Annotated in this window: 21 protein-coding genes; 20 read left to right on the top strand and 1 reads right to left on the bottom strand. The window is 39.1% G+C overall.

Annotation, left to right across the window (positions count from 1 at the left end; all coding sequences use genetic code 11):
* Positions 1-148: 148 nt before the first annotated feature.
* From ACK3CR_RS20740 to pyrE, 8 genes are read left to right on the top strand one after another with little or no spacing between them, the layout of a single operon-like run.
* Positions 149-1,057 (top strand): aspartate carbamoyltransferase catalytic subunit, encoded by a 909-nt coding sequence (locus tag ACK3CR_RS20740; protein ID WP_243518099.1) that lies wholly within the window; start codon positions 149-151, stop codon positions 1,055-1,057.
* Positions 1,041-2,327, top strand: coding sequence for a dihydroorotase (gene pyrC / locus ACK3CR_RS20735; protein ID WP_243518102.1), 1,287 nt, complete (start codon positions 1,041-1,043; stop codon positions 2,325-2,327). The genes ACK3CR_RS20740 and pyrC overlap by 17 nt, the downstream gene beginning before the upstream one ends.
* Complete coding sequence (locus ACK3CR_RS20730) at positions 2,324-3,424, top strand: carbamoyl phosphate synthase small subunit (RefSeq protein ID WP_488976072.1); 1,101 nt, start codon at positions 2,324-2,326, stop codon at positions 3,422-3,424. The genes pyrC and ACK3CR_RS20730 overlap by 4 nt, the downstream gene beginning before the upstream one ends.
* Positions 3,409-6,624: a carbamoyl-phosphate synthase large subunit gene (carB, locus tag ACK3CR_RS20725; RefSeq protein WP_328122282.1), complete on the top strand. Its 3,216-nt coding sequence runs from the start codon at positions 3,409-3,411 to the stop codon at positions 6,622-6,624. Before ACK3CR_RS20730 ends, carB begins: the two co-directional genes overlap by 16 nt.
* Positions 6,621-7,394, top strand: a complete 774-nt coding sequence (locus ACK3CR_RS20720; RefSeq protein WP_243518109.1) for a dihydroorotate dehydrogenase electron transfer subunit — start codon at positions 6,621-6,623, stop codon at positions 7,392-7,394. Before carB ends, ACK3CR_RS20720 begins: the two co-directional genes overlap by 4 nt.
* Positions 7,395-7,396: 2 nt before the next feature.
* Positions 7,397-8,332 (top strand): dihydroorotate dehydrogenase, encoded by a 936-nt coding sequence (locus ACK3CR_RS20715; protein WP_328122521.1) that lies wholly within the window; start codon positions 7,397-7,399, stop codon positions 8,330-8,332.
* The gene (gene pyrF / locus ACK3CR_RS20710; protein WP_488976071.1) at positions 8,304-9,020 is read left to right on the top strand and encodes an orotidine-5'-phosphate decarboxylase; all 717 of its coding nucleotides are present in this window, start codon (positions 8,304-8,306) and stop codon (positions 9,018-9,020) included. Before ACK3CR_RS20715 ends, pyrF begins: the two co-directional genes overlap by 29 nt.
* Complete coding sequence (gene pyrE, locus ACK3CR_RS20705) at positions 9,017-9,652, top strand: orotate phosphoribosyltransferase (protein ID WP_243518115.1); 636 nt, start codon at positions 9,017-9,019, stop codon at positions 9,650-9,652. Before pyrF ends, pyrE begins: the two co-directional genes overlap by 4 nt.
* 117 nt (positions 9,653-9,769) lie before the next feature.
* Here the strand turns inward: pyrE and ACK3CR_RS20700 are convergent, their stop codons facing one another.
* Positions 9,770-11,482, bottom strand: coding sequence for an Rqc2 family fibronectin-binding protein (locus ACK3CR_RS20700; RefSeq protein WP_243518117.1), 1,713 nt, complete (start codon positions 11,480-11,482; stop codon positions 9,770-9,772).
* 135 nt (positions 11,483-11,617) lie between these two features.
* On the opposite strand from ACK3CR_RS20700, the gene ACK3CR_RS20695 reads away from it, so the two are divergent.
* From ACK3CR_RS20695 to rsgA, 12 genes are all read left to right on the top strand, one after another.
* Positions 11,618-14,293, top strand: coding sequence for a calcium-translocating P-type ATPase, SERCA-type (locus ACK3CR_RS20695; protein ID WP_480380510.1), 2,676 nt, complete (start codon positions 11,618-11,620; stop codon positions 14,291-14,293).
* A 222-nt stretch (positions 14,294-14,515) separates the two neighbouring features.
* Positions 14,516-15,394: a YicC/YloC family endoribonuclease gene (locus ACK3CR_RS20690; RefSeq protein WP_243518124.1), complete on the top strand. Its 879-nt coding sequence runs from the start codon at positions 14,516-14,518 to the stop codon at positions 15,392-15,394.
* A 141-nt stretch (positions 15,395-15,535) separates the two neighbouring features.
* Complete coding sequence (locus ACK3CR_RS20685; RefSeq protein ID WP_019391760.1) at positions 15,536-15,799, top strand: DUF370 domain-containing protein; 264 nt, start codon at positions 15,536-15,538, stop codon at positions 15,797-15,799.
* A gap of 15 nt (positions 15,800-15,814) precedes the next feature.
* Complete coding sequence (gmk, locus tag ACK3CR_RS20680) at positions 15,815-16,429, top strand: guanylate kinase (protein WP_019391761.1); 615 nt, start codon at positions 15,815-15,817, stop codon at positions 16,427-16,429.
* A complete protein-coding gene (gene rpoZ / locus ACK3CR_RS20675; protein WP_019391762.1) occupies positions 16,429-16,629 on the top strand; it encodes a DNA-directed RNA polymerase subunit omega in 201 nt (66 codons plus the stop codon). The genes gmk and rpoZ overlap by 1 nt, the downstream gene beginning before the upstream one ends.
* 79 nt (positions 16,630-16,708) lie before the next feature.
* Positions 16,709-17,917 (top strand): bifunctional phosphopantothenoylcysteine decarboxylase/phosphopantothenate--cysteine ligase CoaBC, encoded by a 1,209-nt coding sequence (coaBC, locus tag ACK3CR_RS20670; protein ID WP_243518127.1) that lies wholly within the window; start codon positions 16,709-16,711, stop codon positions 17,915-17,917.
* A complete protein-coding gene (gene priA / locus ACK3CR_RS20665; RefSeq protein ID WP_243518132.1) occupies positions 17,914-20,331 on the top strand; it encodes a primosomal protein N' in 2,418 nt (805 codons plus the stop codon). The genes coaBC and priA overlap by 4 nt, the downstream gene beginning before the upstream one ends.
* 154 nt (positions 20,332-20,485) lie before the next feature.
* The gene (fmt, locus tag ACK3CR_RS20660) at positions 20,486-21,433 is read left to right on the top strand and encodes a methionyl-tRNA formyltransferase (RefSeq protein ID WP_243518135.1); all 948 of its coding nucleotides are present in this window, start codon (positions 20,486-20,488) and stop codon (positions 21,431-21,433) included.
* Positions 21,426-22,766 carry a 16S rRNA (cytosine(967)-C(5))-methyltransferase RsmB gene (rsmB, locus tag ACK3CR_RS20655; protein ID WP_243518138.1) on the top strand — a complete coding sequence of 447 codons (1,341 nt, stop codon included), beginning with the start codon at positions 21,426-21,428 and terminating at the stop codon, positions 22,764-22,766. The genes fmt and rsmB overlap by 8 nt, the downstream gene beginning before the upstream one ends.
* Positions 22,767-22,863: 97 nt before the next feature.
* A complete protein-coding gene (locus tag ACK3CR_RS20650) occupies positions 22,864-23,607 on the top strand; it encodes a Stp1/IreP family PP2C-type Ser/Thr phosphatase (protein ID WP_243518140.1) in 744 nt (247 codons plus the stop codon).
* Between the two features lie 5 nt (positions 23,608-23,612).
* Positions 23,613-25,613 carry a Stk1 family PASTA domain-containing Ser/Thr kinase gene (gene pknB, locus ACK3CR_RS20645; protein ID WP_243518142.1) on the top strand — a complete coding sequence of 667 codons (2,001 nt, stop codon included), beginning with the start codon at positions 23,613-23,615 and terminating at the stop codon, positions 25,611-25,613.
* A 15-nt stretch (positions 25,614-25,628) separates the two neighbouring features.
* Complete coding sequence (rsgA, locus tag ACK3CR_RS20640; RefSeq protein WP_243518144.1) at positions 25,629-26,510, top strand: ribosome small subunit-dependent GTPase A; 882 nt, start codon at positions 25,629-25,631, stop codon at positions 26,508-26,510.
* Position 26,511 lies beyond the last annotated feature (1 nt).

The raw sequence follows: 26,511 nt of genomic DNA, 5'->3' as shown, positions 1-26,511 counted from the left end.
ACACCTTTTAAACTAAAGTCCTGTGAGACTTAAAAGGGTGTGTAGGTTTGCTATAGCCTAAAAACACCCTTTCCTTACACAATCTTGTGAATGGAGAGGGTTTTTTGTTAGCAAACCTCCTCACCTCCAAAAGAATAGGAGGAGAAATATGAAGAATTTAGTATCAATGGCTGACTTATCAGTTGAGGAAATTTTAGATCTTCTTGAAAATGCAGAAAAAATGAAACAAGGTAAGTATGCAACACAGCTTCCAAAGCAAACCTTCGTTGCGAATTTATTTTTTGAACCAAGCACGCGCACAAAATCAAGCTTTGAAGTAGCAGAAAGAAGACTAGGACTTGACGTTATTCCATTTGATGTAACAACGTCAAGCGTTCAAAAAGGCGAAACTCTCTATGACACTGTGCAAACTTTATCATCTATTGGAGTAGAAGCAGTTGTCATTCGTCATACAGAAGATGAGTATTACAAAGATCTCATCGGAAAGATTTCAATTCCGGTCATAAATGCAGGAGACGGATGTGGTCAGCATCCAACCCAATGTTTGCTTGATCTTATGACAATTAAAGAGGAGTTTGGCGTTTTTGAAGGACTGAACGTAGCCATCATAGGTGACTTACGCCATAGCCGGGTTGCAAGAAGCAATGTCGAAATATTAGGAAAACTAGGAGCAAACATTCTTCTAGCAGGGCCTGAAGAGTGGAAAGATTCTTCACTAGAAGGCACATATGTAACAGTTGATGAAGCAGTTAAAAAAGCGGATGTTGTTATGCTTCTGCGCATTCAGCTTGAAAGACATGAAAAGGACGAAGACCTACGTGCTTACCATGAACAATACGGGCTAACAATCGAGCGAGAAAAGAACATGAAAAAAGGAAGCATTATTATGCATCCAGCTCCAGTAAATAGAGGAGTTGAAATCGCCGATGAGCTTGTGGAATGTTCGCGCTCACGTATTTTTAAACAAATGGAAAACGGCGTTTATATTCGAATGAGCGTGCTTGCGCGTTCTTTACAAATGACTGAAAGGGGAATGAAATATGCAATTGCTCATTAAAAACGTAAAGGTACTAACAAATAACGGTCAACTAGAGGAAAAAGAAGTTCTCATTGAAGAAAACAAAATTGTTAAGGTGAGCAAAAATATTTCAAGCGAAGCTGCTGAAATTATAGATGGAAAAGGTCAGCTTCTTTTACCAGGATTCATTGATGCTCATATCCACCTTCGTGAGCCAGGCGGCGAGCATAAAGAAACGATTGAGACAGGAACGCTTGCAGCAGCAAGAGGGGGCTTCACAACTGTTGCAGCAATGCCAAACACAAGACCTGTTCCAGATACAAAAGAAGGAATGACATGGCTTGTTAATCGTATTGAAGAAAAAGGACATGTCCGTGTTTTACCGTACGGATCCATTACAATTCGCCAAGCTGGAAAAGAACTAACAGATTTTGAAGGATTAAAAGAAGCAGGTGCATTTGCGCTGACAGATGACGGAGTTGGTGTTCAATCTGCAGGCATGATGTATGAAGCAATGAAAAAAGCAGCAGCACTCAACATTCCAATTGTTGCGCACTGTGAAGATAATACATTGATTTATAAAGGCTCTGTTCATGACGGGAAATACTCTCGTGAGCAAGGATTAAACGGAATTCCATCTGTTTGTGAAGCCGTACATATTGCAAGAGACGTTCTTCTTGCAGAAGCGGCGGGTTGTCATTACCACGTTTGTCATGTGAGTACAAAAGAATCTGTTCGCGTTATCCGCGATGCAAAAAAAGCAGGAATTAACGTAACAGCAGAAGTTACGCCACATCATCTTCTTCTAAGTGAAGACGATATAAAAGGACAAGACACGTCATTTAAAATGAACCCACCACTACGAGCAAAAGAAGATCAACAAGCTCTTATTGAAGGACTTTTAGATGGAACAATTGATTTCATCGCAACAGATCATGCACCACATACAGAAGAAGAAAAGAGCGTTGGAATGGAGCGTGCACCATTTGGGATTGTAGGACTTGAAACAGCATTCCCGCTTCTTTATACAAACCTTGTTGAAAAAAATGTTCTAACATTAGCACAGCTTGTTGAGTTTTTGACGGAAAAAGTTGCTTCAGTCTTTAACTTACCATATGGAACATTAGAAGAAGGAGCAATAGCAGATCTTACGCTTGTGAACTTAACAGAAGAAGAAAAAATTGATCCAAATGAGTTTTTATCAAAAGGTCGCAACACACCATTCAAAGACTGGACATGTAAAGGATGGCCTGTTATGACAGTTGCAAATGGAAAACGCGTATGGGAAAAAGGGAGTGTAACAGTATGAAACGTCAGTTAATTTTAGAAGATGGAACAGTATTTATTGGAGAAGGATTTGGTAGCACTAAAGAAATGATGGGGGAAGTTGTATTTAACACAGGAATGACAGGCTATCAAGAAGTTCTTTCAGATCCTTCTTACTGTGACCAAATCGTTACAATGACATATCCATTGATCGGAAACTATGGAATTAACCGAGATGATTTTGAGTCAATTACACCAGCTGTGAAAGGATTTATCGTTAAAGAAACATGCGATTTTCCATCAAACTTCCGCAGTGAATACTCACTTCATACGTTCCTAGAAGAGAAAGGAATTCCAGGACTTTCTGGTATTGATACAAGAAAGCTTACACGTAAGATTCGTACGGTTGGAGCAATGAAAGGGAAAATTTGTGGAATGGATGAAAATCCAGAAGAAGTAGCAGCAGCGCTTCGCGGAACAGATTTTGCAACGGATCAAGTGAGTCGAGTTTCTACAATGAAACCATATCCAAGCCCTGGTCGCGGTTTTAAAGTAGTTGTTGTCGATTTTGGAATGAAGCACGGTATTTTAAGAGAGCTAACAGAGCGTCACTGTGATGTTATCGTTGTACCGTACAACACAACAGCAGAAGAAATTCTACGCTTAAATCCAGACGGCATTATGCTAACAAATGGACCTGGAGATCCAAAAGATGTACCAGAAGCACAGGAAATGATTAAAGGAGTACTTGGAAAAATTCCTTTGTTTGGAATCTGCCTTGGACATCAGCTTTTCGCTTTAACATGTGGAGCAGATACTGAAAAAATGAAATTCGGTCACCGTGGTGCAAATCATCCAGTGCAAAATGTTGAAACAAAGCAAGTAATGATTACTTCTCAAAATCACGGCTATGCAGTTCGAGAAGAAAGTGTAAAAAATACAGATCTTGAGATTACGCACATTGCACTAAATGATGATAGTGTAGAAGGATTAAAACATACGAAATATCGTGCTTTTACAGTTCAGTTCCACCCAGAAGCGTCTCCAGGACCTGAAGATGCAAACAGTTTATTTGAACAATTTATCACAATGATGGAAGAAGAAAAGAAAGCGGGGAATCTTACATGCCAAAACGCGTAGACATTGAAACAATCTTAGTAATCGGATCAGGACCAATCATCATCGGGCAAGCAGCAGAATTTGACTATGCGGGAGCACAGGCGTGTTTAGCTCTAAAAGAAGAAGGCTATAACGTTATTCTTGTGAACTCGAATCCAGCAACAATTATGACAGATACAGAAATGGCTGACAAAGTATATTTAGAGCCGCTTACATTTGACTTTTTAGCATCTATCTTACGTAAAGAACGCCCAGATGCTATTCTTCCAACGCTTGGGGGGCAAACAGGCTTAAACCTTGCAATGGAATTATCAAAAGCAGGCATTCTAGAAGAGCTTGGTGTTGAAGTGCTTGGAACAAACTTACAGGCAATTGAACAAGCGGAAGATCGTGAGCAATTCCGTTCTCTTATGAACGAGCTTGGTGAACCTGTACCAGATAGTGAGATTATTCACACGCTGGAAGAAGCGTATACGTTTGTTGAAAGCGTAGGTTTCCCTGTTATTGTGCGTCCAGCATACACGCTTGGTGGAACAGGTGGAGGAATTTGTCATAATGACGAAGAACTAAACGAAATTGTGACAAGCGGATTGAAGTTAAGTCCTGTTACTCAGTGTCTTCTTGAGAAAAGCATTGCAGGCTTTAAAGAAGTAGAGTATGAAGTAATGCGTGATAGCAACGATAACGCAATTGTTGTTTGTAACATGGAAAACATCGATCCTGTTGGAATTCATACAGGAGATTCTATTGTAGTAGCACCAAGTCAAACGTTAAGCGATAGAGAATACCAGCTTCTAAGGAATGCATCTCTAAAGATTATTCGTGCGTTAAAAATTGAAGGAGGCTGTAACGTTCAGCTTGCCCTTGATCCATATAGCTTCAACTATTACATCATTGAAGTAAACCCACGTGTAAGCCGTTCATCTGCGCTAGCGTCTAAAGCAACAGGTTATCCGATTGCGAAACTTGCAGCCAAAATTGCTGTAGGCTTAACACTTGCTGAAATGAAAAACCCTGTAACAGGAAGAACATATGCATGCTTTGAACCAGCACTAGACTATATTGTAACGAAAATTCCTCGCTTTCCATTTGATAAGTTTGAATCAGCAAACCGTAAGCTTGGAACGCAAATGAAGGCAACTGGTGAAGTAATGTCAATTGGTCGAACATTTGAAGAATCGTTGCTAAAAGCAGTGCGTTCACTTGAATCAAAGGTTTATCATCTTACATTAAACGAAGCAGAAAACATTGATAATGAACTGTTAGAAAAACGTATTTGTACGGCAGGTGATGAGCGCTTGTTCTACGTTGGAGAAGCACTTCGCCGCGGCTACACAATTGATCAAATTCACGAGTTTAGTAAGATAGATCTTTTCTTCTTAAAGAAAATGGAGAACATTATCAAGTTCGAAAAAGAAGTACAAGAAAACCAAAATGACTATACAGTATTGAAAAAAGCAAAAGAAATGGGCTTTAGTGATAAGGAAATTGCGAAACTTTGGGAGACGAGTGAGCGTGACGTCTATGAGTTCCGCAAAGAAAACAAACTTTTCCCAGTCTATAAAACAGTAGACACATGTGCAGCAGAGTTCGAATCACAAACACCATACTTCTACGGTACGTACGAAGAAGAAAACGAGTCAGAAATAACGGAAAAAGAAAGTATTGTTGTACTTGGATCAGGACCAATTCGTATCGGACAAGGAATCGAATTTGACTATGCAACAGTGCACTCTGTATGGGCTATCCAAGAAGCAGGATATGAAGCAATTATCGTCAATAACAACCCAGAAACAGTTTCAACAGACTTTAGTACATCTGACAAACTGTATTTTGAACCACTAACAATTGAGGATGTTATGCACGTTATTGAACATGAAAAACCAAAAGGTGTTGTTGTTCAGTTTGGTGGACAAACAGCGATTAACCTTGCAGAAGAGCTTGAAGCACGCGGTGTTAAGATTCTAGGAACATCACTTGAAAGCTTAGACACAGCGGAAGACCGTGATAAATTCGAAAAAGCATTAGCACGTCTTGGTGTACCACAGCCGCTTGGCAAAACGGCAACATCAACAGAGCAAGCTGTAAATATTGCTCGTGAAATCGGCTATCCGGTGCTTGTTCGCCCTTCATATGTTCTTGGTGGAAGAGCAATGGAAATTGTATATAAAGAAGAAGAACTTCTATACTACATGGAAAATGCGGTGAAAGCACATCCGGATCATCCAGTATTAATTGATCGCTATTTAACAGGTCAAGAAATCGAAGTTGATGCGATTTGTGATGGGGAAACAGTAGTCATTCCGGGAATTATGGAACATGTAGAGCGTGCAGGCGTTCACTCAGGAGACTCAATTGCTGTATATCCGCCGCAAACATTACCACAGGACATCCAAGATAAAATTGTAGATTATACGATTCGCCTTGCAAAAGGATTAAACATTATCGGTCTACTAAACATTCAGTTTGTCTACTCAAAAGGTGAGGTGTATGTGTTAGAAGTTAATCCACGCTCAAGCCGTACAGTCCCGTTCTTAAGCAAAATCACGAATGTTCCAATGGCAAACATTGCAACAAAAGTTGTTGTTGGAGCTTCATTAAAAGAGCTTGGCTATGAAACAGGATTATGCCCTGTAAAACAAGGAGTTTACGTGAAAGTTCCTGTCTTCTCCTTCGCTAAACTGCGTCGCGTTGACATTACGCTTGGACCTGAGATGAAATCTACAGGAGAAGTAATGGGGAAAGACTTAACGTTTGAAAAGGCTCTTTATAAAGGATTTATTGCAGCGGGAATGAACATCCAACAGCATGGATCTGTGCTTATGACAGTATCTGACGGTGATAAAGAAGAAGCACTAGAGCTTGCTCGTCGTTTCCATGCACTTGGCTATAAAATTTATGCAACAGAAGGAACAGCAGAAAACATTAAAAATGCAAACATTCCAGTTGAAGCTGTGAAGAAAATTAGCCAATCACATGAAGAAAACCTGCTTGGACTTATTCGTAGCGGTGAAGCGAAAATTGTTGTTAATACTCTTACAAAAGGTAAACAGCCAGCACGTGATGGCTTCCGCATTCGCCGTGAAGCAGTTGAAAATGGCATTCCATGTTTAACATCACTTGATACAGCGAACGCTATTTTAAGAGTACTAGAATCAATGGGATTCCAAACAGCACCAATGAACAAAAATGAAAAAGCACAGGAGGCTGTTCTTTCATGAATAAAAAAGGTGATATGACGATTGTTTCACAGCGTAATATAGCTAAAAACATCTTTGAACTAACGCTAAAAGGAGATCTTGTCCGTAACATGAACGAACCTGGACAGTTCGTTCATGTTCGGGTAAACAATTCCTACCTTCCTTTATTACGCCGTCCAATCAGCATTTCATCTATCAATAAAGAAAAAAACGAATGTACGCTAATTTATCGGGCAGAAGGAATGGGAACAGAGCTTCTTTCTAAAAAAATAGTAGGTGAAACGCTTGATGTATTAGGGCCTCTTGGTAATGGTTTTAAAATTAAAGAAATGGCTTTGAAGAAAACAGCCTTGCTTGTTGGCGGTGGCATTGGTGTTCCACCACTTTATCAGCTTTCAAAAGAATTAAAAGCAAAAGGAATAAATGTTATCCATGTGCTTGGTTTCCAAGATAAAGAAACGGTGTTTTATGAAAGCGAATTTGCAGAGCTTGGAACAACGTATATTGCAACAGCTGATGGATCCTACGGTGAAAAGGGATTTGTTACAGATGTTATTAGAAAGTATAATTTAGATTTTGATCATCTCTTCTCATGCGGGCCAACAATGATGTTAAAAGCCTTGCAAGAGGAGCATGGTCACAAAGATGTGTATCTTTCACTTGAGGAAAGAATGGGCTGTGGCATTGGGGCTTGTTTTGCATGTGTTTGTCGAGTAAGTGAAAACTCTACAGATTATAAAAAAGTGTGCAGTGATGGTCCGGTCTTTAAAGGGGGAGAGATTTTACTATGAACATGCTTTCAACAAAATTGCCAGGTTTAGATTTGAAAAACCCTATTATGCCTGCTTCAGGTTGCTTTGGGTTTGGAGAAGAGTATGCAGGACTGTATGATTTAAGTCAGCTTGGTGCGATTATGATTAAAGCAACAACACCCCAAGCGAGATTTGGAAATCCGACCCCGCGTGTTGCTGAAACACCTGCTGGGATGTTAAACGCCATCGGTTTGCAAAATCCAGGGCTCGAGCAAGTGATCGAAAAGAAAGTAAAATGGCTTGAACAGTACGATGTACCTCTTATTGCAAATGTAGCAGGAGCAACAGAAGAAGATTATGTGATTGTTGCAAGAGAAATTTCTAAAGCCCAAAATGTTCATGCGTTAGAGCTTAATATTTCTTGTCCGAATGTAAAAGCAGGAGGCATTACATTCGGTGTTGATCCAACTCTTGCAGCTGAATTAACAAGAAAAGTAAAAGAAGTGTCAGAAGTTCCTGTTTACGTCAAACTTTCTCCAAATGTGACGAACATCGTTGAAATGGCTTTAGCTGTTGAAAAAGCAGGAGCAGATGGATTAACAATGATTAACACGTTGCTTGGTATGCGACTTGATTTAAAAACAGGACAACCGATTTTAGCGAACAAAACAGGGGGGCTCTCTGGTCCTTCCATTAAGCCTGTTGCGATTCGCATGGTGTATGAAGTGAGTCAGAGAGTTGAGATTCCAATTATCGGTATGGGCGGTGTGACAAACGCAAGCGACGTTTTAGAATTTTTATATGCTGGGGCAAGTGCAGTAGCGGTCGGAACAGCCAACTTTGTTGATCCATACGTTTGTCCACAAATTATTGAAGAATTGCCTGAAGTACTTTCAGAGTATGGATTTTCACATATTGAAGAATGCATCGGAAGGAGTTGGAAGAAACGTGAAGGATTCGCTCATCTTAGCTCTTGATTTTCCAAACAAAGAAGAAGTTCATACGTTTTTAACTCCTTTTGGGGATGAAAAACTGTTTGTAAAAGTTGGAATGGAGCTTTTTTATAAAGAAGGACCAAGAATGATTGAAGAAATTAAAAGTATGGGTCACCATATTTTTCTAGATTTAAAACTTCATGATATTCCAGTAACCGTCAAAAGAGCAATGAGTTCTCTTGCTTCTCTTGAAGTGGATCTAGTCAATGTGCACGCTCTAGGTGGAAAAGCAATGATGGAAGGAGCGCTTGAAGGGCTTGAAGCTGGAACAAGAAGTGGTAAAGCTCGTCCAAAATGTATTGCTGTAACACAGCTTACAAGCTCAACAGAGGAGATGGTCAGAACTGAACAGCTTGGTTCTGTCTCATTGCAGCAAAGTGTTGAACATTTAGCAGGGCTAACGAACGAAGCAGGACTTGATGGAGTTGTTTGCTCTGTTCACGAAGTAGAGAGAATTCATAAGCTTGTTCGCCCTGATTTTCTTACTGTAACGCCTGGTATTCGTCTTTTAGGAGACAATGCTCATGATCAGCATCGAGTTGCAACACCAGCTATTGCACGCGAAAAAGGCTCAAACTTTATCGTTGTAGGACGCTCTATTACAAGAGCAGAAAATCCTGTTGAAGCATATGAAAAAGTTCAAAAAGAGTGGAGAGGGATAACATCATGAAAAAGAAAATTGCACAACATTTATTAACAATTGAAGCTGTATGTTTACAACCTAACGACCCATTTACATGGGCATCAGGGATTAAGTCACCGATTTACTGCGACAATCGCCTCACTCTTTCATATCCTGAAGTGCGTCAGGATATTGCGCAAGGGCTTGCAAGTCTCATTCGAGAAAATTTCAAAGAAGTAGACGTTATTGCAGGTACGGCAACAGCAGGTATTCCACATGCAGCATTTGTTAGCGATGTGCTTAGCCTACCAATGTGCTATGTTCGTAGCAAAGCAAAAGAACACGGCCGTGGGAATCAGATTGAAGGACGAGTGGCAAAAGGAGATAAAATTGTTGTTGTAGAAGACTTAATTTCAACAGGTGGAAGCGTACTGAAAGTTGTGGAAGCACTCGAAGAACAAGGCTGTGAAGTACTTGGAGTTGTTTCGATCTTCACTTACGAGCTTTCAAAAGCAGAAGAAGCTTTCAAAGAAGCGAATGTTACGTTAAAATCTCTTTCTAACTATTCTACTCTAATTGAAGTAGCGCGTGAAAAAGGTAGCATCACAGAAACGGATTTAGAAAAACTGAAAGAGTGGAAGAAAGATCCTTCTTCAACAGAATGGCTTTCACTTGTATAAAGGTGATAAAAAGAGTCAACTAGGAATCTAGTTGGCTTTTTATATTTTGAAAAAAGGAACATTACAATAAAAAGACCGTTCGTCAATAAAAGTGATGAACGGTCTTTTTTAAAAGTCTTATTTTCTTAGTTTTAAAACAAGTTCTTCGCTTGGCGTTACAAACACAGTTTGCTGCTGCTCATAAATCACAAACCCTGGTTTCGAACCACTAGGCTTTTTAACATGTCTAACCTTTGTATAATCAACAGGAACAGAACTGGATTGTTTTGCTTTGCTAAAATACGCTGCTAAATGAGCAGCTTCTCTAATCGCTTCTTCTGAAGGATTTGTATCGCGAATCACAACGTGCGATCCTGGAATATCTTTTGTATGAAACCAAAGCTCATCTCGTCCTGCTACTCGATTTGTTAAATAGTCATTTTGTTTATTGTTTTTGCCAACGAGAATGGAATACCCGTCGCTTGATTCGTATGCTTCAAGCTGAGGTGTTTGATTCTTTTGTTTTTTAGACACTTTCGTTTCTTTCTTTTTCTTCAAATAGCCTTCCTCTGTTAGCTCCTGACGAATTTCAGCAATATCTCTATGTGTCGCAGATTCCATTTGTTGGATCAGCGTTTCAAAGTATTGAATTTCTTCTGTTGCTTTTTGAATTTGTTCCTGTACAACAGTAACCGAGTTTTTCGCTTTTTGATAGCGATGGAAGTAATGCTGTGCGTTTTGAGATGGCGTCTTTTGCGGATCAAGCTCAATTATCACTGTTCCCGCGTTTTCATCATAGTAGTTGATAACTTCTGCTTTCTTATCTCCTTGCTTAATCGCAAAAAGGTTTGATGTTAGAAGCTCGCCGTACAATTGAAATTTCTTCGCTTTTTCAGCATCATCAAGCGTTGTTTTGAGCTTTTTAATTTTCTTTTCATTTTTCTTTTTTTCTGTGTTCATAAATTGCAGGAGGTCATGTGCTTGCTGCTTTACACGATCTCGTTCTGCTTTTCCATAATAAAAACGGTCAAGCGCTTCACTTAACAAAGAAAAGGTAGAAACTTCACCTTCTAGATGTGTAAGAGGAATCATATAAAACGCTTCTTTTCCTTCATTTCTAATAATCTGCGGAGTGAACTCTTTCTCTTTAATCTTAGCCATAAGCTCAACAAAAGCTTTCGGTACTGTTGTGCGATTAGCAAGACCAGATGTGTGAATAACTTCTCTCGCTAAAAGAGGCGAAACTCCTTCAAATGCACTAACAAGCTGACCGTCTAGTTTGCCGCTGTTGAAGTCCACTTTTCGTAACACTGTTTCCTCGTCTGCTTGGAATGGATTTTCCTTATTTTGAGCAGGCGGAAAAACGTAAGAATGACCAGGAAGAACAGTGCGATGACTGTTCACAGATGGTGAAAGGTGCTTAATGCTGTCAATAATCGTCTCTTTTTTATGATCAACTAAAATAATGTTACTATGGCGGTTCATAATTTCAATATAAAGAGCTTTATGCGTAACATCACCAAGTTCGTCACGGCCCCGAACTTCAATTTTTAAGATGCGATCAAGCTCAATTTGTTCAATAGAATCAATAATACCGCCTTCTAAATGTTTGCGAAGCAACATGCAAAACATCGGTGGCGTACTTGGATTCTCATAGCTTTCATTTGTTAAGTGAACACGCGCGTAGCTTGGGTGCGCAGAAAGAAGAAGTTTATAGTTTGTTCCTCCCGCACGTACACCAAGAATGAGCTCATTTGTAAAAGGTTGATACACTTTTGTTATGCGTCCGCTTTGTAACTTCTCTACTAACTCTTCTTTCATTGCATATGTAAACATTCCGTCAAATGACATTTTAACACTTCCTTAACCCCTATTTAAAAAACTTTCGTCTCTTTCTTTCTAATGTAAAGTATAGCATTTTTTTGGACGAGTCTGAATAAGCTTACCTTAGAAGAGATTAAAAGGCAAAGGGTGTGAACGTGTGTCATGAAGTGGCATGAAATGAGTGAGAATACTGTCCTGCACACAGCACAAACAAACAAAGAAAAAGGACTAGATGAAAAAGAAGCAAAAGGTCGAATAAGAGAACAAGGCTACAATGAGTTAAAAGAAGCGTCCAAACCGTCTGCATTGCTTGTGTTTCTTGCTCAGTTTAAAGATTTTATGGTCCTTGTTTTATTAGGAGCAACTCTTGTTTCAGGTTTCTTAGGGGAATATATTGATGCTATCGCTATTATTGCCATCGTTTTGATTAACGGTGTCTTAGGTTTCTTTCAAGAACGGAAAGCCGAAAAGTCACTTGATGCTTTAAAAGAACTTTCAGCACCAAAAGTAAATGTGTTACGAAATGAAAAATGGAGTAAAGTGCCCTCAAAAGAACTTGTGAGAGGAGATATCATTAAATTTTCGACAGGAGATAGAATAGGGGCTGATATACGGATTATTGAAGCGAAAGCACTTGAAATTGAAGAATCTGCTTTAACAGGAGAGTCTGTTCCTGCTGTAAAGGAGACGACCCCGCTTCATGATGAAAATCTTCCCCTTGGTGATCAAACAAACATGGCATTTATGGGAACGCTTGTGACAAGAGGGAGTGGAATCGGCGTTGTTGTTGGAACTGGAATGAATACTGCAATGGGACAAATTGCAGATCTTCTTCAAAATGCTGAAACAGTAACAACTCCGCTGCAGCGAAAGCTTGCACAGCTTGGGAAAATTTTAATTATCATTGCGCTTATTTTGACAGCACTCGTTGTGTTTGTTGGTGTATTGCAAGGCCATGACGTATACAGCATGTTTTTAGCTGGTGTAAGTTTAGCTGTTGCAGCTATTCCAGAGGGATTACCTGCTATTGTAACCGTTGCGCTATCGCTCGGTGTACAGCGAATGATTAGAAAAAAAGCAATTGTTCGTAAGCTTCCAGCCGTTGAAACGCTAGGGTGTGCCTCTGTTATCTGTTCAGACAAAACAGGGACGCTTACGCAAAATAAAATGACGGTAACTCATGTTTGGGCAGGAGGAACAACATGGGGAGTCACAGGAACAGGATATGCACCAGAGGGGAAATTCAGGCTTGATGATCGCGATGTAAATCCTCAAAAGTCAAGAGAGCTTTCTCAAGTTCTTCTTTTCGGATTGTTGTGTAACAACACAAATATTTTGCAGAGGAAAAAAGAGTATGTTCTTGATGGAGATCCAACTGAGGCAGCTCTTGTGGTAGCAGCTCGAAAAGCTGGATTAGAAAGAGAAGAAATGCTAAAGCAGTTTACAATCGTAGAAGAATTTCCATTTGATTCAACTCGTAAAATGATGAGCGTTATTATTCAAGACAAAGAAGGCAAGCGCTATGTTGTTACAAAAGGGGCTCCTGATGTTTTATTAACAACAAGCTCTCAAATATTATGGAAAGAACGACTTGAATCGCTTTCTGTTTCTCGCTACAACGAAGTGCACAAAGCTGTTGAGGATTTAGCAGCGCGAGCTCTTCGTACGATTGCGATTGCTTATAAGCCACTTTCAAATCATAATAAACTAACCGAAAAAGAAGCGGAATCAAATCTTACCTTTCTTGGCTTGCAAGGAATGATTGATCCGCCTCGCACAGAAGTAAAAGAAGCTGTGAAAGAATGTAAAGAAGCAGGGATTAAAACAGTGATGATTACAGGTGATCATGTTATTACAGCTCAAGCAATTGCAAAAGAGCTTGGTATTTTAACGAAAAATGGAAAAGTTCTTCAAGGAACAGACATTACGTCAATGTCTAAAGAAGAACTTGAAGAGATTGTAGAAGATGTTGACGTCTATGCTCGTGTCTCTCCAGAGCATAAGCTGAAAATCGTAAAAGCACTGCAAGCAAAAGGGCATGTTGTCGCAATGACAGGAGACGGAGTGAACGATGCTCCTGCCATTAAATCAGCGGACATCGGGATTGCTATGGGAATTACGGGAACAGATGTCGCCAAAGAAGCGTCTTCTCTTGTTCTTCTTGATGATAACTTTGCCACAATTAAGTCGGCTATTAAAGAGGGGCGTAACATCTATGAAAATATCCGGAAATTTGTACGCTATCTGCTTGCTTCGAACGTTGGCGAAATTCTAGTTATGCTCTTTGCAATGCTTTTGGCGTTGCCACTCCCGCTCGTTCCGATTCAAATTCTATGGGTAAACCTTGTGACAGACGGACTTCCAGCAATGGCCCTTGGACTTGATAAACCAGAAGATGATGTGATGAAAAGAGGTCCAAGACATCCAAAAGAAGGTATATTTTCTAGAGGCCTTGGATGGAAAGTAATCAGTCGAGGGTTTTTAATCGGAATTGCGACACTCTTAGCGTTTATTATTGTATATGACGAGCAAAAAGGGAACTTGGCGTATGCTCAAACAGTTGCTTTTGCAACGCTCGTGCTTGCACAGCTTATTCATGTCTTTGATTGCCGAAGCGAGAAATCTATTTTTGATCGAAATCCATTCGGAAACATGTACCTTATCGGAGCAGTATTATCTTCTATTCTGCTTATGGCAATTGTAATTTATGTTGAACCGCTTCAAGCGATTTTCCACACGGTGCCAATCATTGGACGCGATTGGTTGCTCATCATCGCAATGGCGAGCATCCCAACATTTTTACTTGCAGGCTCATTTTTAACAAGGAAGAAGAAGTAAAAAAGGAAAGAAAAGACACGACAAAACAGGGGAGTTATTGTTTTGTCGTGTCTTTTTTTATGGTATAATGCAAAGGGTTATAAAGGGAGATTTCCTTTTATAATAAAGTGTTTTATAATGAATAATTAAATAATTTAACGAAAAAGTTACGTAGTAATGCTTAAAACATGAAAAGCACATATGCAAGGTTTTAAGATAAAGGGAAGCAATGGATGTGATAACATGGTAGTTAGTATGACTGGTTTCGGGCGAGGAAAAGCCGAAAGTGAAAAAAACGCGGTAACAGTTGAGATGAAGTCTGTTAACCACCGGTTTTGTGAAGTGATGGTTCGTATGCCAAGACAGCTTGTTGATGTTGAAGACAAGCTTAAGAAAATTGTTGGCGAATCTATTAAAAGAGGAAGAATTGAAGTATTTGTCACGGTCTCTGGAGAGCGTTCGAGTACAAAAAGTCTTCAAACTGATTATTCACTTCTTCAACAATACGTTGAAGCGTTAAAAACGATTGAGAAAGAGCAAAATTTACCTCCTCAATCTCTTTCGTTCCAAGACATCTTAGGAATGGAAGGTGTTTTCACAACGCATGATGAAGAGGGAGACAATGCAGAAGTTAAAGAACTTGTACAAGAAGCGGCAAGAAAAGCGGTTTCAGAACTTTATAAAATGCGTCAAAATGAAGGAGAACGGCTAAAAGAAGATTTGATGAATCGTATTTGTCAAATTGAAAAGAGCTGCGAGGAAATCGCGAAGCTTGCTCCAACTGTTTCAGAACAGTACCGAGAGCGGATTCAGAAAAAGCTTCAGGAGCATCTTGGTGACTCATTTGACGAGCAGCGTGTGCTGACAGAAGTTGCGATTTTTGCAGAGAAAGCAGACATCAGTGAAGAGATTACGCGCATTAATAGCCATATTAGAGAATTTAAGGAAACGCTTGAAAGTGGCGCTCAAATGGGGCGTAAACTTGACTTTCTTGTCCAAGAATTAAACAGGGAAGGCAACACAATAGGAGCAAAAGCTCATAGCAGCAGCATTGCTAGTTTAGTGATTGATATAAAGACAAATCTAGAACGAATTAAAGAGCAAGTGCAAAATATTGAATAGCCCCTTGTCAAAAGTACAGCGTTCATATATAAATGAAGCAGGGACTTTTGATACATAGGGTTTAAAACAAGAAAAAAAGTCTACAATGTTATCATTCATAAATGGTGAAAAATAGAGTGTGGAAGCTGAGGAGGCTTGTTGATGAACAGCAAGTTTATTAATGTTGGTTTTGGAAATTTTGTATCATCAGGGCGAATTATTTCTGTTGTGCACCCTGAATCAGCCCCGATCAAAAGAATGATTCAAGATGCAAAAGAAAGAAGTACACTTATTGATGCAACGCTTGGTCGTAAAACACGATCAGTTATTATTATGGACAGTGAACATGTTATTTTAGCTCCTGTTCAACCAGAAACCATTTCACAACGACTTGAATCAAAAGGTGAACAACTGACGGAAGGGTAAGGTGTAGCAATTATAATGAAAGAAAAAGGAATTTTAATCGTCCTTTCAGGGCCATCAGGTGTTGGAAAAGGTACGGTACGTAAAGCATTATTTTCAGAGGAAGAACTTTCTCTTCAATATTCTATTTCAGCAACAACTCGTAAGCCACGTGAAGGAGAAGTACATGGTGTGGATTACTTGTTCAAAGAGCGCGTGGAATTTGAAGAAATGATCAAAAATGATCAACTGCTTGAATGGGCAGAATACGTAGGAAACTATTACGGAACGCCTGTTGAATATGTTCAAAAAACGCTTGATGAAGGAAAAGACGTATTTTTAGAAATTGAAGTACAAGGGGCAATGCAAGTTAAGAAAGCATTTCCTGAAGGACTTTTCATCTTTTTAGCTCCACCAAGCCTTTCAGAGCTTCGCAATCGTATTGTAACAAGAGGAACTGAATCTGAAGACCTTATTCATAACCGCTTAACAGCTGCAAAAGAAGAAATCGAAATGATGGATTCTTATGATTATGTAGTTGAAAATGACAAAGTCGAGCATGCTTGTGATAAAATTAAAGCAATCGTAACGGCAGAACATTGCAAACGTTCACGAGTAGCTCCTCGCTATAAAAAATTACTGGAGGTTGAATGATGTTATATCCATCAATTGACACACTTATGACAAAGCTTGATTCAAAATATACGCTTGTAACAGTTGCAGCAAAACGTGCTCGTAGCTTACAGGAATATAACGACCTTATGGTTGAAAATCCAGTATCAGACAAGTTTGTAGGATGTGCGCTTGAAGAAATCAATGCAGGTGTTCTACATTTTGAAAAATCGGAAAACTAAAATGAACGTAGAATAACAACCTATTATGATTAGGTTGTTATTTTTTTAAAAGATAAATATAAAAGGTGGGAGAAGAACGTTGGAAGGAAAACGTATTGTATTAGGAGTAAGCGGAGGAATTGCCGCTTATAAAGCAGCTGCTTTAACAAGTAAGCTCATTCAGAGTGGAGCAGAAGTAAGAGTGATAATGACAGAGTCAGCAACAAAGTTTATTACACCCCTCACATTTCAGGCACTGTCACGAAATCACGTTTATACAGATACTTTTTTAGAAAAAGATCCAACCGTTATTTCACACATTGATGTTGCAGATTGGGCAGACTTGATTATTGTAGCTCCAGCAACGGCTAATACGATCGGAAAATTAGCGAATGGTCTTGGAGATGATATGCTTACAACAACACTTTTAGCTACAACGGCTCCTGTTTGGATTGCTCCTGCGATGAACGTGCATATGTATGATAACACAGCTGTTCAGCGTAATATTATGACGCTTTATAACGATGGCTATCGCTTTATTGAACCATCAGCAGGATATCTTGCCTGTGGATATATTGGTAGAGGAAGACTTGAAGAGCCAGAGAAAATTGTCGAGCTTGTAAAAGAGCACTTTGCGCCGAAAAAAGAACAGCTCCTCGTTGGAGAAAAAATTGTGATTACGGCAGGGCCAACACGTGAAAACATAGATCCCGTACGCTTTTTTTCAAACCGTTCAACAGGTAAAATGGGCTACGCTTTAGCGCAGGCTGCTAAAGATCTTGGAGCGGACGTTACCCTTATTAGCGGCCCCACAAACTTAACGCCTCCAACAGGTGTTACATTTGTGGAAGTTGAAAGTGCTGCAAACATGCTTGACGCCGTTATGAACGTTTTTAACGATGCTTCTGTTGTCATTAAATCAGCTGCTGTAGCTGATTATCATCCAAAAGTAACTTTTGGACAGAAAATGAAAAAGAAAGACGGAGATTTAGCGATCGAAATGGAACGAACAACAGATATTTTAAAAACGCTTGGGCAAAAGAAAGCTGGTCAGTTGTTAATTGGATTCGCAGCAGAAACAGAGCATGTTGAAGAATATGCTATGAAAAAGCTTCAAACAAAAAATGCTGACCTTATTGTCGCTAATAATATTTCAACAGAAGGTGCAGGCTTTGGGGGAGATACAAATATAGTGACACTCTTCTATAAAGATGGACATCATCAAGACCTTCCACTGCTTTCGAAAAAAGATGTGAGCGAAAGAATTATGAATGAAGTTGTGAACTTATTAAAGGAACGGTCAAAATGAAAGTAGCAAGTATTATTGTAGATGTTTTAGCAAAAGGAACGGATCGCCCTTTTGACTACATTATTCCACAAAGTCTAGAAGACGTTGTTGTAAAAGGAATGCGTGTTATTGTTCCATTCGGTCCTCGTAAGATTCAAGGATTTGTGATTAACATAAAAGAAAGTTCAGATGTTGCTCGCTTAAAAGAAATTGACGAGATGGTTGACCTTCAGCCTGTTTTAACAGAGGAGCTGCTTAGCCTTGGGAAATGGTTGACAGAAGAAACCCTATGTTATGCAATGTCAGCTTTTCAAGCGATGCTTCCTGCAGCAATGAAAGCGAAGTACGATAAAGAAATCTCGCTTCCTTCTGAAGAGGTAAAGCATCAACTTCATGAAAGTGTGCGCCCTCTTTTTTCAAAAGGGAGCATTAGGTTCAGCGATGTGAAAAACCATCCTGCCGCTCCTTATCTTTTAAAAGACATAAGTAAGAACTTTTTAGATGTCACGTATATTGTTAAAAATAGAGTGAATAAAAAAATGATGAGAGGCGTTATGCTCTCTCCTTCTATGAAACAAGAAGACATTGAAAAGTATAGGGATGGACTGGGCAAAAAAGGTGAAAAGCAAAAGATTGTTCTTCAATATTTGCTCGCCCAAAAGGAAAAGATGAGCGTAAAGCACTTGAAGGACGAGCTTGGGATTACAGATGCTCCTATTAAGTCACTTATCTCAAAAGGTTTCTTAGAAAAGATTGAGATTGAGCTGTATAGAAATCCGTTTGCAAAAAGAGAGTTTCAAAAAACAAGCGCACTTTCTCTTACAGAAGAGCAAAGTAAAGTTATTAAACCAATTCATACAAGTATTGAAGAAGATAAGCATAACGTATTTCTTTTGTATGGGGTAACAGGAAGCGGAAAGACAGAGGTATACCTCCAGTCTATTCAGCGTGTTCTTGAAAAAGGGGAAGAAGCGATTGTTCTTGTTCCTGAAATTTCGCTCACACCTCAAATGGTTACAAGATTTAAAGGACGATTTGGTTCAAAAGTCGCTGTTCTCCACAGTGGACTTTCAGCAGGAGAAAAATACGATGAGTGGCGCAAAATTCAGCGAGGAGAAGTGTCAGTTGTTGTTGGAGCTCGCTCCGCTATCTTTGCACCATTTAAAAACTTGGGCATTATTATTATTGATGAAGAACATGAATCAAGCTATAAACAGGAAGAAAACCCACGCTATCATGCAAGAGATGTTGCCATTTATCGAGGGGAGTATCACAATTGTCCTGTTGTTCTCGGAAGTGCAACGCCAACACTTGAGTCATTTGCGAGAGGAAGTAAAGGGAATTATACTCTTTTAACACTTTCTAAGCGCATGAATAATGCTCAAATGCCCGGAGTTGAAAAAGTGGACATGAGAGAAGAACTTCGTAATGGAAACCGTTCTATGTTCTCGACCGTTTTGTTTGAAAAAATGAAGGATCGATTAGCAAAAGGAGAGCAAATTGTGCTTATGTTAAATAAGCGCGGTCATTCTTCTTTTATCATGTGCAGAGACTGTGGTTTTGTGCCTACTTGTCCACATTGTGAAATTTCGTTAACGTATCATAGACATCAGAATTTGATGAAATGCCATTACTGTGGACATCAAGAGCAACTTGCAACAAAATGTCCTGAATGTGAAAGCGATCATATCCGCTATTTTGGAACAGGTACTCAAAAAGTAGAAGAAGAGCTTACTAAGGTGATTCCAGAGGCATCTGTTGTGAGAATGGATGTTGATACAACGAGCCGCAAAGGCTCACATGAAAAACTACTTGCTAAATTTGAAAGTGGCCAAGCCCAAATCTTACTTGGTACCCAAATGATTGCAAAAGGTCTTGATTTTGAAAATGTAACGCTCGTTGGTGTTCTCTCAGCAGATACAATGCTTCACCTTCCAGACTTCAGAGCATCTGAAAAAACGTTTCAGCTTCTGACTCAAGTAAGCGGAAGAGCAGGGCGTCACTCCCTGCCAGGAGAGGTTGTTATTCAAACGTATACGCCTGAACATTACAGCATTGATCTTGCGAGTCATCATGACTATGATGCTTTTTATAAAAAAGAGATGATCATGCGGAAGATGCTGAAGTATCCGCCGTTTTATTATTTGGCACTTGTGACAGTAGCACATGAAAATATGGCTGTTGCAATGGGAGAAACGGATAAAATCGCATCCTTTTTACAAAACAAGCTGTCTTCTAATGCTATCATTCTTGGCGCTGTGCCATCTCCCATTGCGAAAATTAAGGATAGATATCGTTATCAATGCATGATAAAATATAGAAACGAACCAGACCTTTTTTCTTCTCTGCACTTTTTATTAGAGCAGTACAAAGGGAAAATGCAAAAGCAAAATTTAACGATAAACGTTGATTTGAACCCTTATGTTATGATGTAAGGGGAAAAATAGATAAAAAAATAGATGTGAAAGGTTCAAAGAGCTATTTTAGTTTTTTGGACCTTTTTATTTGTTTTATAAAAGTGGTACAATGTAGTAATGAAAATAAGCGGATGCGGAGTTAAGTGCGAACAAAAGAAAGGCAGTGAATGAATTGACAAAAGTCGTATTTATGGGAACACCGGATTTTTCAGTTCCGGTATTAAAAACATTAATAGAAGAAGAATATAACGTTGTAGCGGTTGTAACACAGCCTGATCGACCAAAAGGGAGAAAGCGTGTTCTAACACCCCCTCCTGTAAAAGTAGAGGCAGAAAAGCACGGCATTCCAGTACTTCAACCCGAAAAGATTAGCGTTGAAGAAGAATACCAAAAAGTACTTTCGTATGAACCAGATCTAATTGTAACAGCAGCATTTGGCCAAATCTTGCCTTCCTCAATTTTAGATGCGCCAAAGTATGGCTGCATTAATGTACATGCTTCACTTTTACCAGAGCTGCGTGGTGGAGCACCAATTCATTATGCCATTCTTCAAGGGGAAAAGAAGACTGGTGTGACAATTATGTATATGGTGCCAAAGCTTGATGCAGGAGATATCTTAACAAAAGTGGAAGTAGCCATTGAAGAAAAAGATCATGTTGGCACACTTCATGACAAATTGAGTGAAGCAGGAGCATCTCTTTTAAAGGAAACTATTCCACAGCTTTTAAACGGTGAATTAACACCTATTGCTCAAGACGACAGCAAAGCAACATTTGCTTCAAATATTAAGCGAGAGCAGGAAAAAATCGTCTGGACAAAAGACGGGGAAGAAATTTATAACCATATTCGCGGTTTACATCCTTGGCCTGTTGCTTATACCACACTACATGGTGACGTGTTAAAAGTATGGTGGGGAGAAAAAGTGGAGTCAGAGAAAAACGAAGCTCCTGGTACGGTTATTAAGATTGAAAAAGATGGTTTTATCGTAGCGACAGGAAACAGTACAGCTATTAAAATAACGGAACTTCAGCCTGCAGGGAAAAAACGTATGACGGCTGCTCAAGTTCTTCAAGGATCACTAATTGAGAATGGAATAAAGCTAGGGGACGATTATGAGTAACTACAACGTGAGACAAATTGCGCTTGACGTGTTAATTGCAATTGAACAAAATCAAGCGTACAGCAACTTAACTTTAAATCATCAAATTAAACATCATAAGCTTTCAAATCTTGATGCAGGTCTTTTAACTGAGATTGTATATGGAACAGTGCAACGCAAGTTGACAATTGATTATTATCTAGCACCATTTCTAAAAAAACCGAAAAAAATGCAAACATGGGTTATTGTATTGCTTCGTTTATCGGCTTACCAAATGATCTATCTTGATCGTATTCCGTCACATGCTATTATTCATGAAGCAGTTGAAATTGCCAAAAAACGCGGTCATCGCGGTATTTCTTCAATGGTGAATGCCGTGCTTCGTAACCTTCAGCGTGAAGGTTTAGCATCAACTGAAGAGATTGATCATAAGTTGGACAGACTTGCTACTGAAACAAGTCATCCAAAATGGCTTGTGAAAAGGTGGAGCGATCAGTTTGGATTTGATAAAGCAAAAGCCATTTGTGAAGCAAACCTACAGCCTCCAAAACAAACGATTCGTGTAAATACAAAATACTATAAGCGTGATGAAGTGCTTTTGCGTTTAAAAGAACAGGGTATTGAAGCTGAAAAATCTGATTTGCTTGCCGAAGCAGCAGAAGTAAAAAAAGGAAATGCTGCAAATACTCAAGCTTTCAAGGATGGGCTCTTTACTGTACAAGATGAAAGTTCAATGCTTGTTGCACATGCTCTAGATCCACAAGATGGTGATCATATTTTAGATAGCTGTGCAGCACCAGGTGGAAAGACTACGCACATTGCTCAAATGATTCAAGACGGCAAAGTGACGGCTCTTGATATTCATAATCATAAAGCATTGCTTATTGAAGGACAGGCAGAGCGTCTTCGCTTAGAAAATGTGGATGCAAAAGTATGTGATGCAAGAAAAGCGGGGAGCTTATTTGAAAGAGAGAGCTTTAATCGAATTCTTGTTGATGCACCTTGTTCTGGCTTCGGTGTTATTAGAAGAAAACCGGATATCAAATATACTAAAACAGAAGAAGATGTAATGAAACTTCAGCAGATTCAGATTGAAATTTTATCAGCTGTTGCTCCGCTTTTGAAGAAAGATGGTGTTTTAGTATACAGCACATGTACAATCGATCGTGAGGAGAATGGGGATGTTGTTCAAGCATTTTTAGAGGCTCATGAAGATTTTGAGCTTCATCCACAGTTTAAAGATAGAATGCCTGCTAAAGTAGCTGGTAAAATAGAAAATGGAACACTGCAAATTTTGCCAAGTGATTTTGGCACAGATGGGTTTTATATAGCTTGTTTTCGCAAGAAAGTGTAAAATATGGGAAGTAGCATAAAGTGATTTTCTAAAAAAGGTGGTAGATTCCTTTTTTAGAAAATCATCAAGAGCTATGAAAATGAACTGAGGTGGAACTATGGGAGCCGTTTATTTAACAGACCAAGGTAAAGTTCGTCTTCATAACGAAGATTCTGGAGGCGTTTTTGAAAATAAGCATGGAGAGAAAATTGCGGTGATTGCCGACGGAATGGGAGGCCATCGTGCAGGCGACATTGCTAGTTCAATGACAGTTGAACAGCTCCATACTTTTTGGGAAGATAAAGCACCTTTTCATTCACCAGCAGAAGCTGAACAATGGTTCTTAGACACAATACATAAAGTTAACAAACAGCTTCTTCTATATGCCGAAAATCATGAAGAGTGTAAAGGAATGGGAACCACTTTTGTTGGAGCGCTTTGCACATCTTCTTTTTGTACAGTCGCTCATGTTGGAGACAGTCGATGTTATCTTTTAAACGAAAGCGGTTTTTCACAACTTACAGAAGATCATTCTCTTGTCAATGAGCTTGTTCGCAACGGTCAGATTTCAAAGGAAGATGCCGAGCATCATCCAAGAAAAAATATTCTCCTCAGAGCTTTAGGCACTGAGAAAAATATTGAAATAGATGTTAAAACGGTTGAAGTAGAAAAGGGAGATTTTTTACTTTTATGTTCTGATGGATTATCAAATAAACTATCAGATGAGAAGCTAAAAGAGATTCTTACGAGTGAAACAAGCATTGAAGCTAAAGCAAAATCTCTTGTTGATGTAGCAAATGAATTAGGTGGAGAAGATAACATTACGCTAATCATTGTAGAGTTTGAGCATGAAAGCGAGTGATTCCAATGCTTATAGGTAGAAGATTAGGCGGGCGATACAAAATCCTAAACCCTATTGGCGGGGGAGGGATGGCTAATGTTTATTTAGCGCGCGACGTCATTTTAGAAAGAGATGTCGCGATTAAAGTGCTGCGCTTTGACTATGCAAACGATGAATCATTCATTAAACGCTTTCATCGAGAGGCCCAGTCAGCAGCAAGCATAGATCATCCAAATATCGTAAGTATTTATGATGTTGACGAGGAAGACGAAATTTATTACATTGTCATGGAATATGTACCAGGTCAAACCTTAAAAGAATATATTGGGGAACATAGTCCACTTCATATTGAAAAAGCTCTTGATATTATGAAGCAAATTACATCTGCTATTGCTCACGCTCATGAATTCGGCATTATACATAGAGACCTAAAACCTCAAAATATCTTAATTGATCACGATGATCGTGTAAAAGTAACGGATTTTGGAATTGCGCTTGCCCTTAGTTCATCAACAACAATTACTCAAACCAATTCTGTACTAGGCACTGTTCATTACTTGTCTCCAGAACAAGCAAGAGGAGGACTTGCTACTAAGAAATCAGATATATATTCACTCGGTATTTTACTTTTTGAGCTTTTGACAGGAAGGGTTCCTTTTTCAGGTGAATCTGCTGTTTCCGTTGCACTGAAACATTTACAAACAAATACGCCATCACCTAAGCGGTGGAATCCTTATATCCCGCAGAGTGTTGAAAATATTGTGTTAAAGGCAACAGCCAAAGACCCTTTTTATCGCTATGATTCTGTAGAGGAAATGGAATATGCTCTGTCTGTTGCATTAAATCCAGACAAGCTCAACGAAGAAAAATTTCAAGTTCCAGATGATGAAGAAGTTACAAAAGCCATTCCAATCATCAAAGAAGATGATATAGAAGAGGATGAGCATACGCTTGTTCATCATAAAGAAAGCACGCAAGCGCCGACTGAAAACGTCCCCCAGGACAAGAAGAAACCTAAAAAGCGAAAGGGTAAAATCTTTCTTATTACATTTTTAACGCTGCTTTTTCTAGCTGGAGCAGGACTTGCTGCAATAACGCTTGTTCCATCATTTTTAGCTCCAAAAGATGTTAAGATTCCTGAAGTTGCGGGGAAAGAATATGAAGAAGCGTTAAAGCTTCTTATTTCAAAAGGATTTGACGTGAATTCTCCAATTGCTCAATCAAGTGAAACAATTGAAGAAGGAAAGATTATTCGTACAGATCCAAAGGAAGGCAGCACTGTTAAAGAAGGTGACCAAATTACTCTATATCAAAGTTCTGGAAAGAAAAAAACAGTGTTTGATGACTATACAGGACGAGATATAGATGAAGTAAAAAAATTATTAGAGCAGCGCGGATTTAAAAATATTAATGTTGAAGAAGAAGAAAGTGAAGAACCAAAAGGTACCGTTATTGAACACGATCCAGATGAAAACGATGAGGTTATTGCGGAAGATACTGAAGTAAACTTAAAAGTGAGCAGCGGACCTCCTGCTATCGTTTTACAGAACTACGAAGGATGGCAGGAAAAGAGTGTTCGTGACTTTGCTACAGCAAATGGATTAAAAGTATCGACCAAAGAAGAGTATTCAGATGAAACGGCAAAAGGACTTGTTGTGTCTCAAACCCCAACTCCTGGTACTCAAGTTGAGCAAGGAACAACGATTAATATCATCGTTTCTAAAGGAGAAGAGCCTAAACCTCCGAAGGAACATACGGTGGAAGTTACGATTCCTTACGAACCTTCTGAACCTGAATCTGAAAATGAAGTGAATCCAAATCTTCAACAACTGCCACAAAAAGTCGATGTATATATTGATGATGCAAATCATGATAGCAATGTTCCATTTGAATCATTCACAATCATAGAGGATACAGTTAAAACGTATACCCTTACAGTGAAACAGGGTGAGACAGCAAGCTATAAAATTGTGAGAGACGATAAAGTTCTTCAAGAGGAGACAGTTCCTTATGAAGATGATGAATAAACAAGGAGTGACGTTATGCCAGAAGGCAAAATTATTAAAGCACTTAGCGGGTTTTACTACGTTTTAAGTGGAGATGAAACGATTCAGTGTCGAGGGAGAGGGGTATTTCGCAAACAAAAAGTAACCCCTCTTGTTGGAGATGAGGTAACGTTTCAAGCTGAAAATGATAAAGAGGGATATGTGCTCGGACTAGAGGATCGCAAGAACTCACTTGTTCGCCCTCCTATTGCTAATGTAGATCAAGCTATTCTAGTCTTTTCAGCTGTTGAGCCAACGTTTAGTACTACATTGCTTGATCGTTTTTTAGTGCTTGTTGAGTCACATGACATTGAGCCAATTATCTGTATTACAAAACTTGATTTGCTTTTAGAAGAGCAGAAAAAAGAGCTTGACGTTTTTGTTTCAGATTACCGTGAAATGGGATACGAAGTTCTTTTGACATCAACATTAGATGAAAATAGTGTTCAGATGCTTCTTCCATATTTAGAAGATAAAGTAACGGTTGTAGCAGGACAGTCTGGTGTTGGTAAATCTTCTTTATTAAATGTGTTAGATCCGAGCCTTTCCTTAAAAACAGATGACATTTCAACATCGCTTGGGCGTGGAAAACATACAACAAGACATGTTGAACTCTTATCTATTGGAGGAGGATTTGTGGCGGATACACCTGGTTTTAGCTCTCTTGAATTTACAGAGCTTGAAGCAGAGGAATTACCATATTGCTTCCCTGAAATGGTTCGGGTGAGCGAAGGATGTAAGTTTAGAGGTTGCTTGCATGTGAAAGAACCAAAGTGTGCCGTTAAGGAAGCGGTAGAAAATGGAGAGATTCCGTCTTATCGCTACGACCACTATTTAAACTTTTTAGATGAAATTAAACAGAGAAAGCCGAGGTATTAGA

The organism is Priestia sp. TRM10 (genome assembly GCF_057808375.1).
The sequence above is the reverse complement of the archived record's forward strand: the minus strand, read 5'-3'. Positions and strand labels throughout refer to the sequence as shown.

What these genes read in the sequence shown, in the direction of transcription:
- ACK3CR_RS20740 (WP_243518099.1), top strand. Translation starts at nt 149, where the DNA reads ATGAAGAATTTAGTATCAATGGCTGACTTATCAGTTGAGGAAATTTTA.
- carB (WP_328122282.1), top strand. Translation starts at nt 3,409, where the DNA reads ATGCCAAAACGCGTAGACATTGAAACAATCTTAGTAATCGGATCAGGA.
- pknB (WP_243518142.1), top strand. Translation starts at nt 23,613, where the DNA reads ATGCTTATAGGTAGAAGATTAGGCGGGCGATACAAAATCCTAAACCCT.
- priA (WP_243518132.1), top strand. Translation starts at nt 17,914, where the DNA reads ATGAAAGTAGCAAGTATTATTGTAGATGTTTTAGCAAAAGGAACGGAT.
- ACK3CR_RS20685 (WP_019391760.1), top strand. Translation starts at nt 15,536, where the DNA reads ATGAACAGCAAGTTTATTAATGTTGGTTTTGGAAATTTTGTATCATCA.
- ACK3CR_RS20715 (WP_328122521.1), top strand. Translation starts at nt 7,397, where the DNA reads ATGCTTTCAACAAAATTGCCAGGTTTAGATTTGAAAAACCCTATTATG.
- ACK3CR_RS20650 (WP_243518140.1), top strand. Translation starts at nt 22,864, where the DNA reads ATGGGAGCCGTTTATTTAACAGACCAAGGTAAAGTTCGTCTTCATAAC.
- ACK3CR_RS20720 (WP_243518109.1), top strand. Translation starts at nt 6,621, where the DNA reads ATGAATAAAAAAGGTGATATGACGATTGTTTCACAGCGTAATATAGCT.
- ACK3CR_RS20690 (WP_243518124.1), top strand. Translation starts at nt 14,516, where the DNA reads ATGGTAGTTAGTATGACTGGTTTCGGGCGAGGAAAAGCCGAAAGTGAA.
- rpoZ (WP_019391762.1), top strand. Translation starts at nt 16,429, where the DNA reads ATGTTATATCCATCAATTGACACACTTATGACAAAGCTTGATTCAAAA.
- rsmB (WP_243518138.1), top strand. Translation starts at nt 21,426, where the DNA reads ATGAGTAACTACAACGTGAGACAAATTGCGCTTGACGTGTTAATTGCA.
- ACK3CR_RS20730 (WP_488976072.1), top strand. Translation starts at nt 2,324, where the DNA reads ATGAAACGTCAGTTAATTTTAGAAGATGGAACAGTATTTATTGGAGAA.
- ACK3CR_RS20695 (WP_480380510.1), top strand. Translation starts at nt 11,618, where the DNA reads ATGAAGTGGCATGAAATGAGTGAGAATACTGTCCTGCACACAGCACAA.
- rsgA (WP_243518144.1), top strand. Translation starts at nt 25,629, where the DNA reads ATGCCAGAAGGCAAAATTATTAAAGCACTTAGCGGGTTTTACTACGTT.
- ACK3CR_RS20700 (WP_243518117.1), bottom strand. Translation starts at nt 11,482, where the DNA reads ATGTCATTTGACGGAATGTTTACATATGCAATGAAAGAAGAGTTAGTA.
- pyrC (WP_243518102.1), top strand. Translation starts at nt 1,041, where the DNA reads ATGCAATTGCTCATTAAAAACGTAAAGGTACTAACAAATAACGGTCAA.
- gmk (WP_019391761.1), top strand. Translation starts at nt 15,815, where the DNA reads ATGAAAGAAAAAGGAATTTTAATCGTCCTTTCAGGGCCATCAGGTGTT.
- pyrE (WP_243518115.1), top strand. Translation starts at nt 9,017, where the DNA reads ATGAAAAAGAAAATTGCACAACATTTATTAACAATTGAAGCTGTATGT.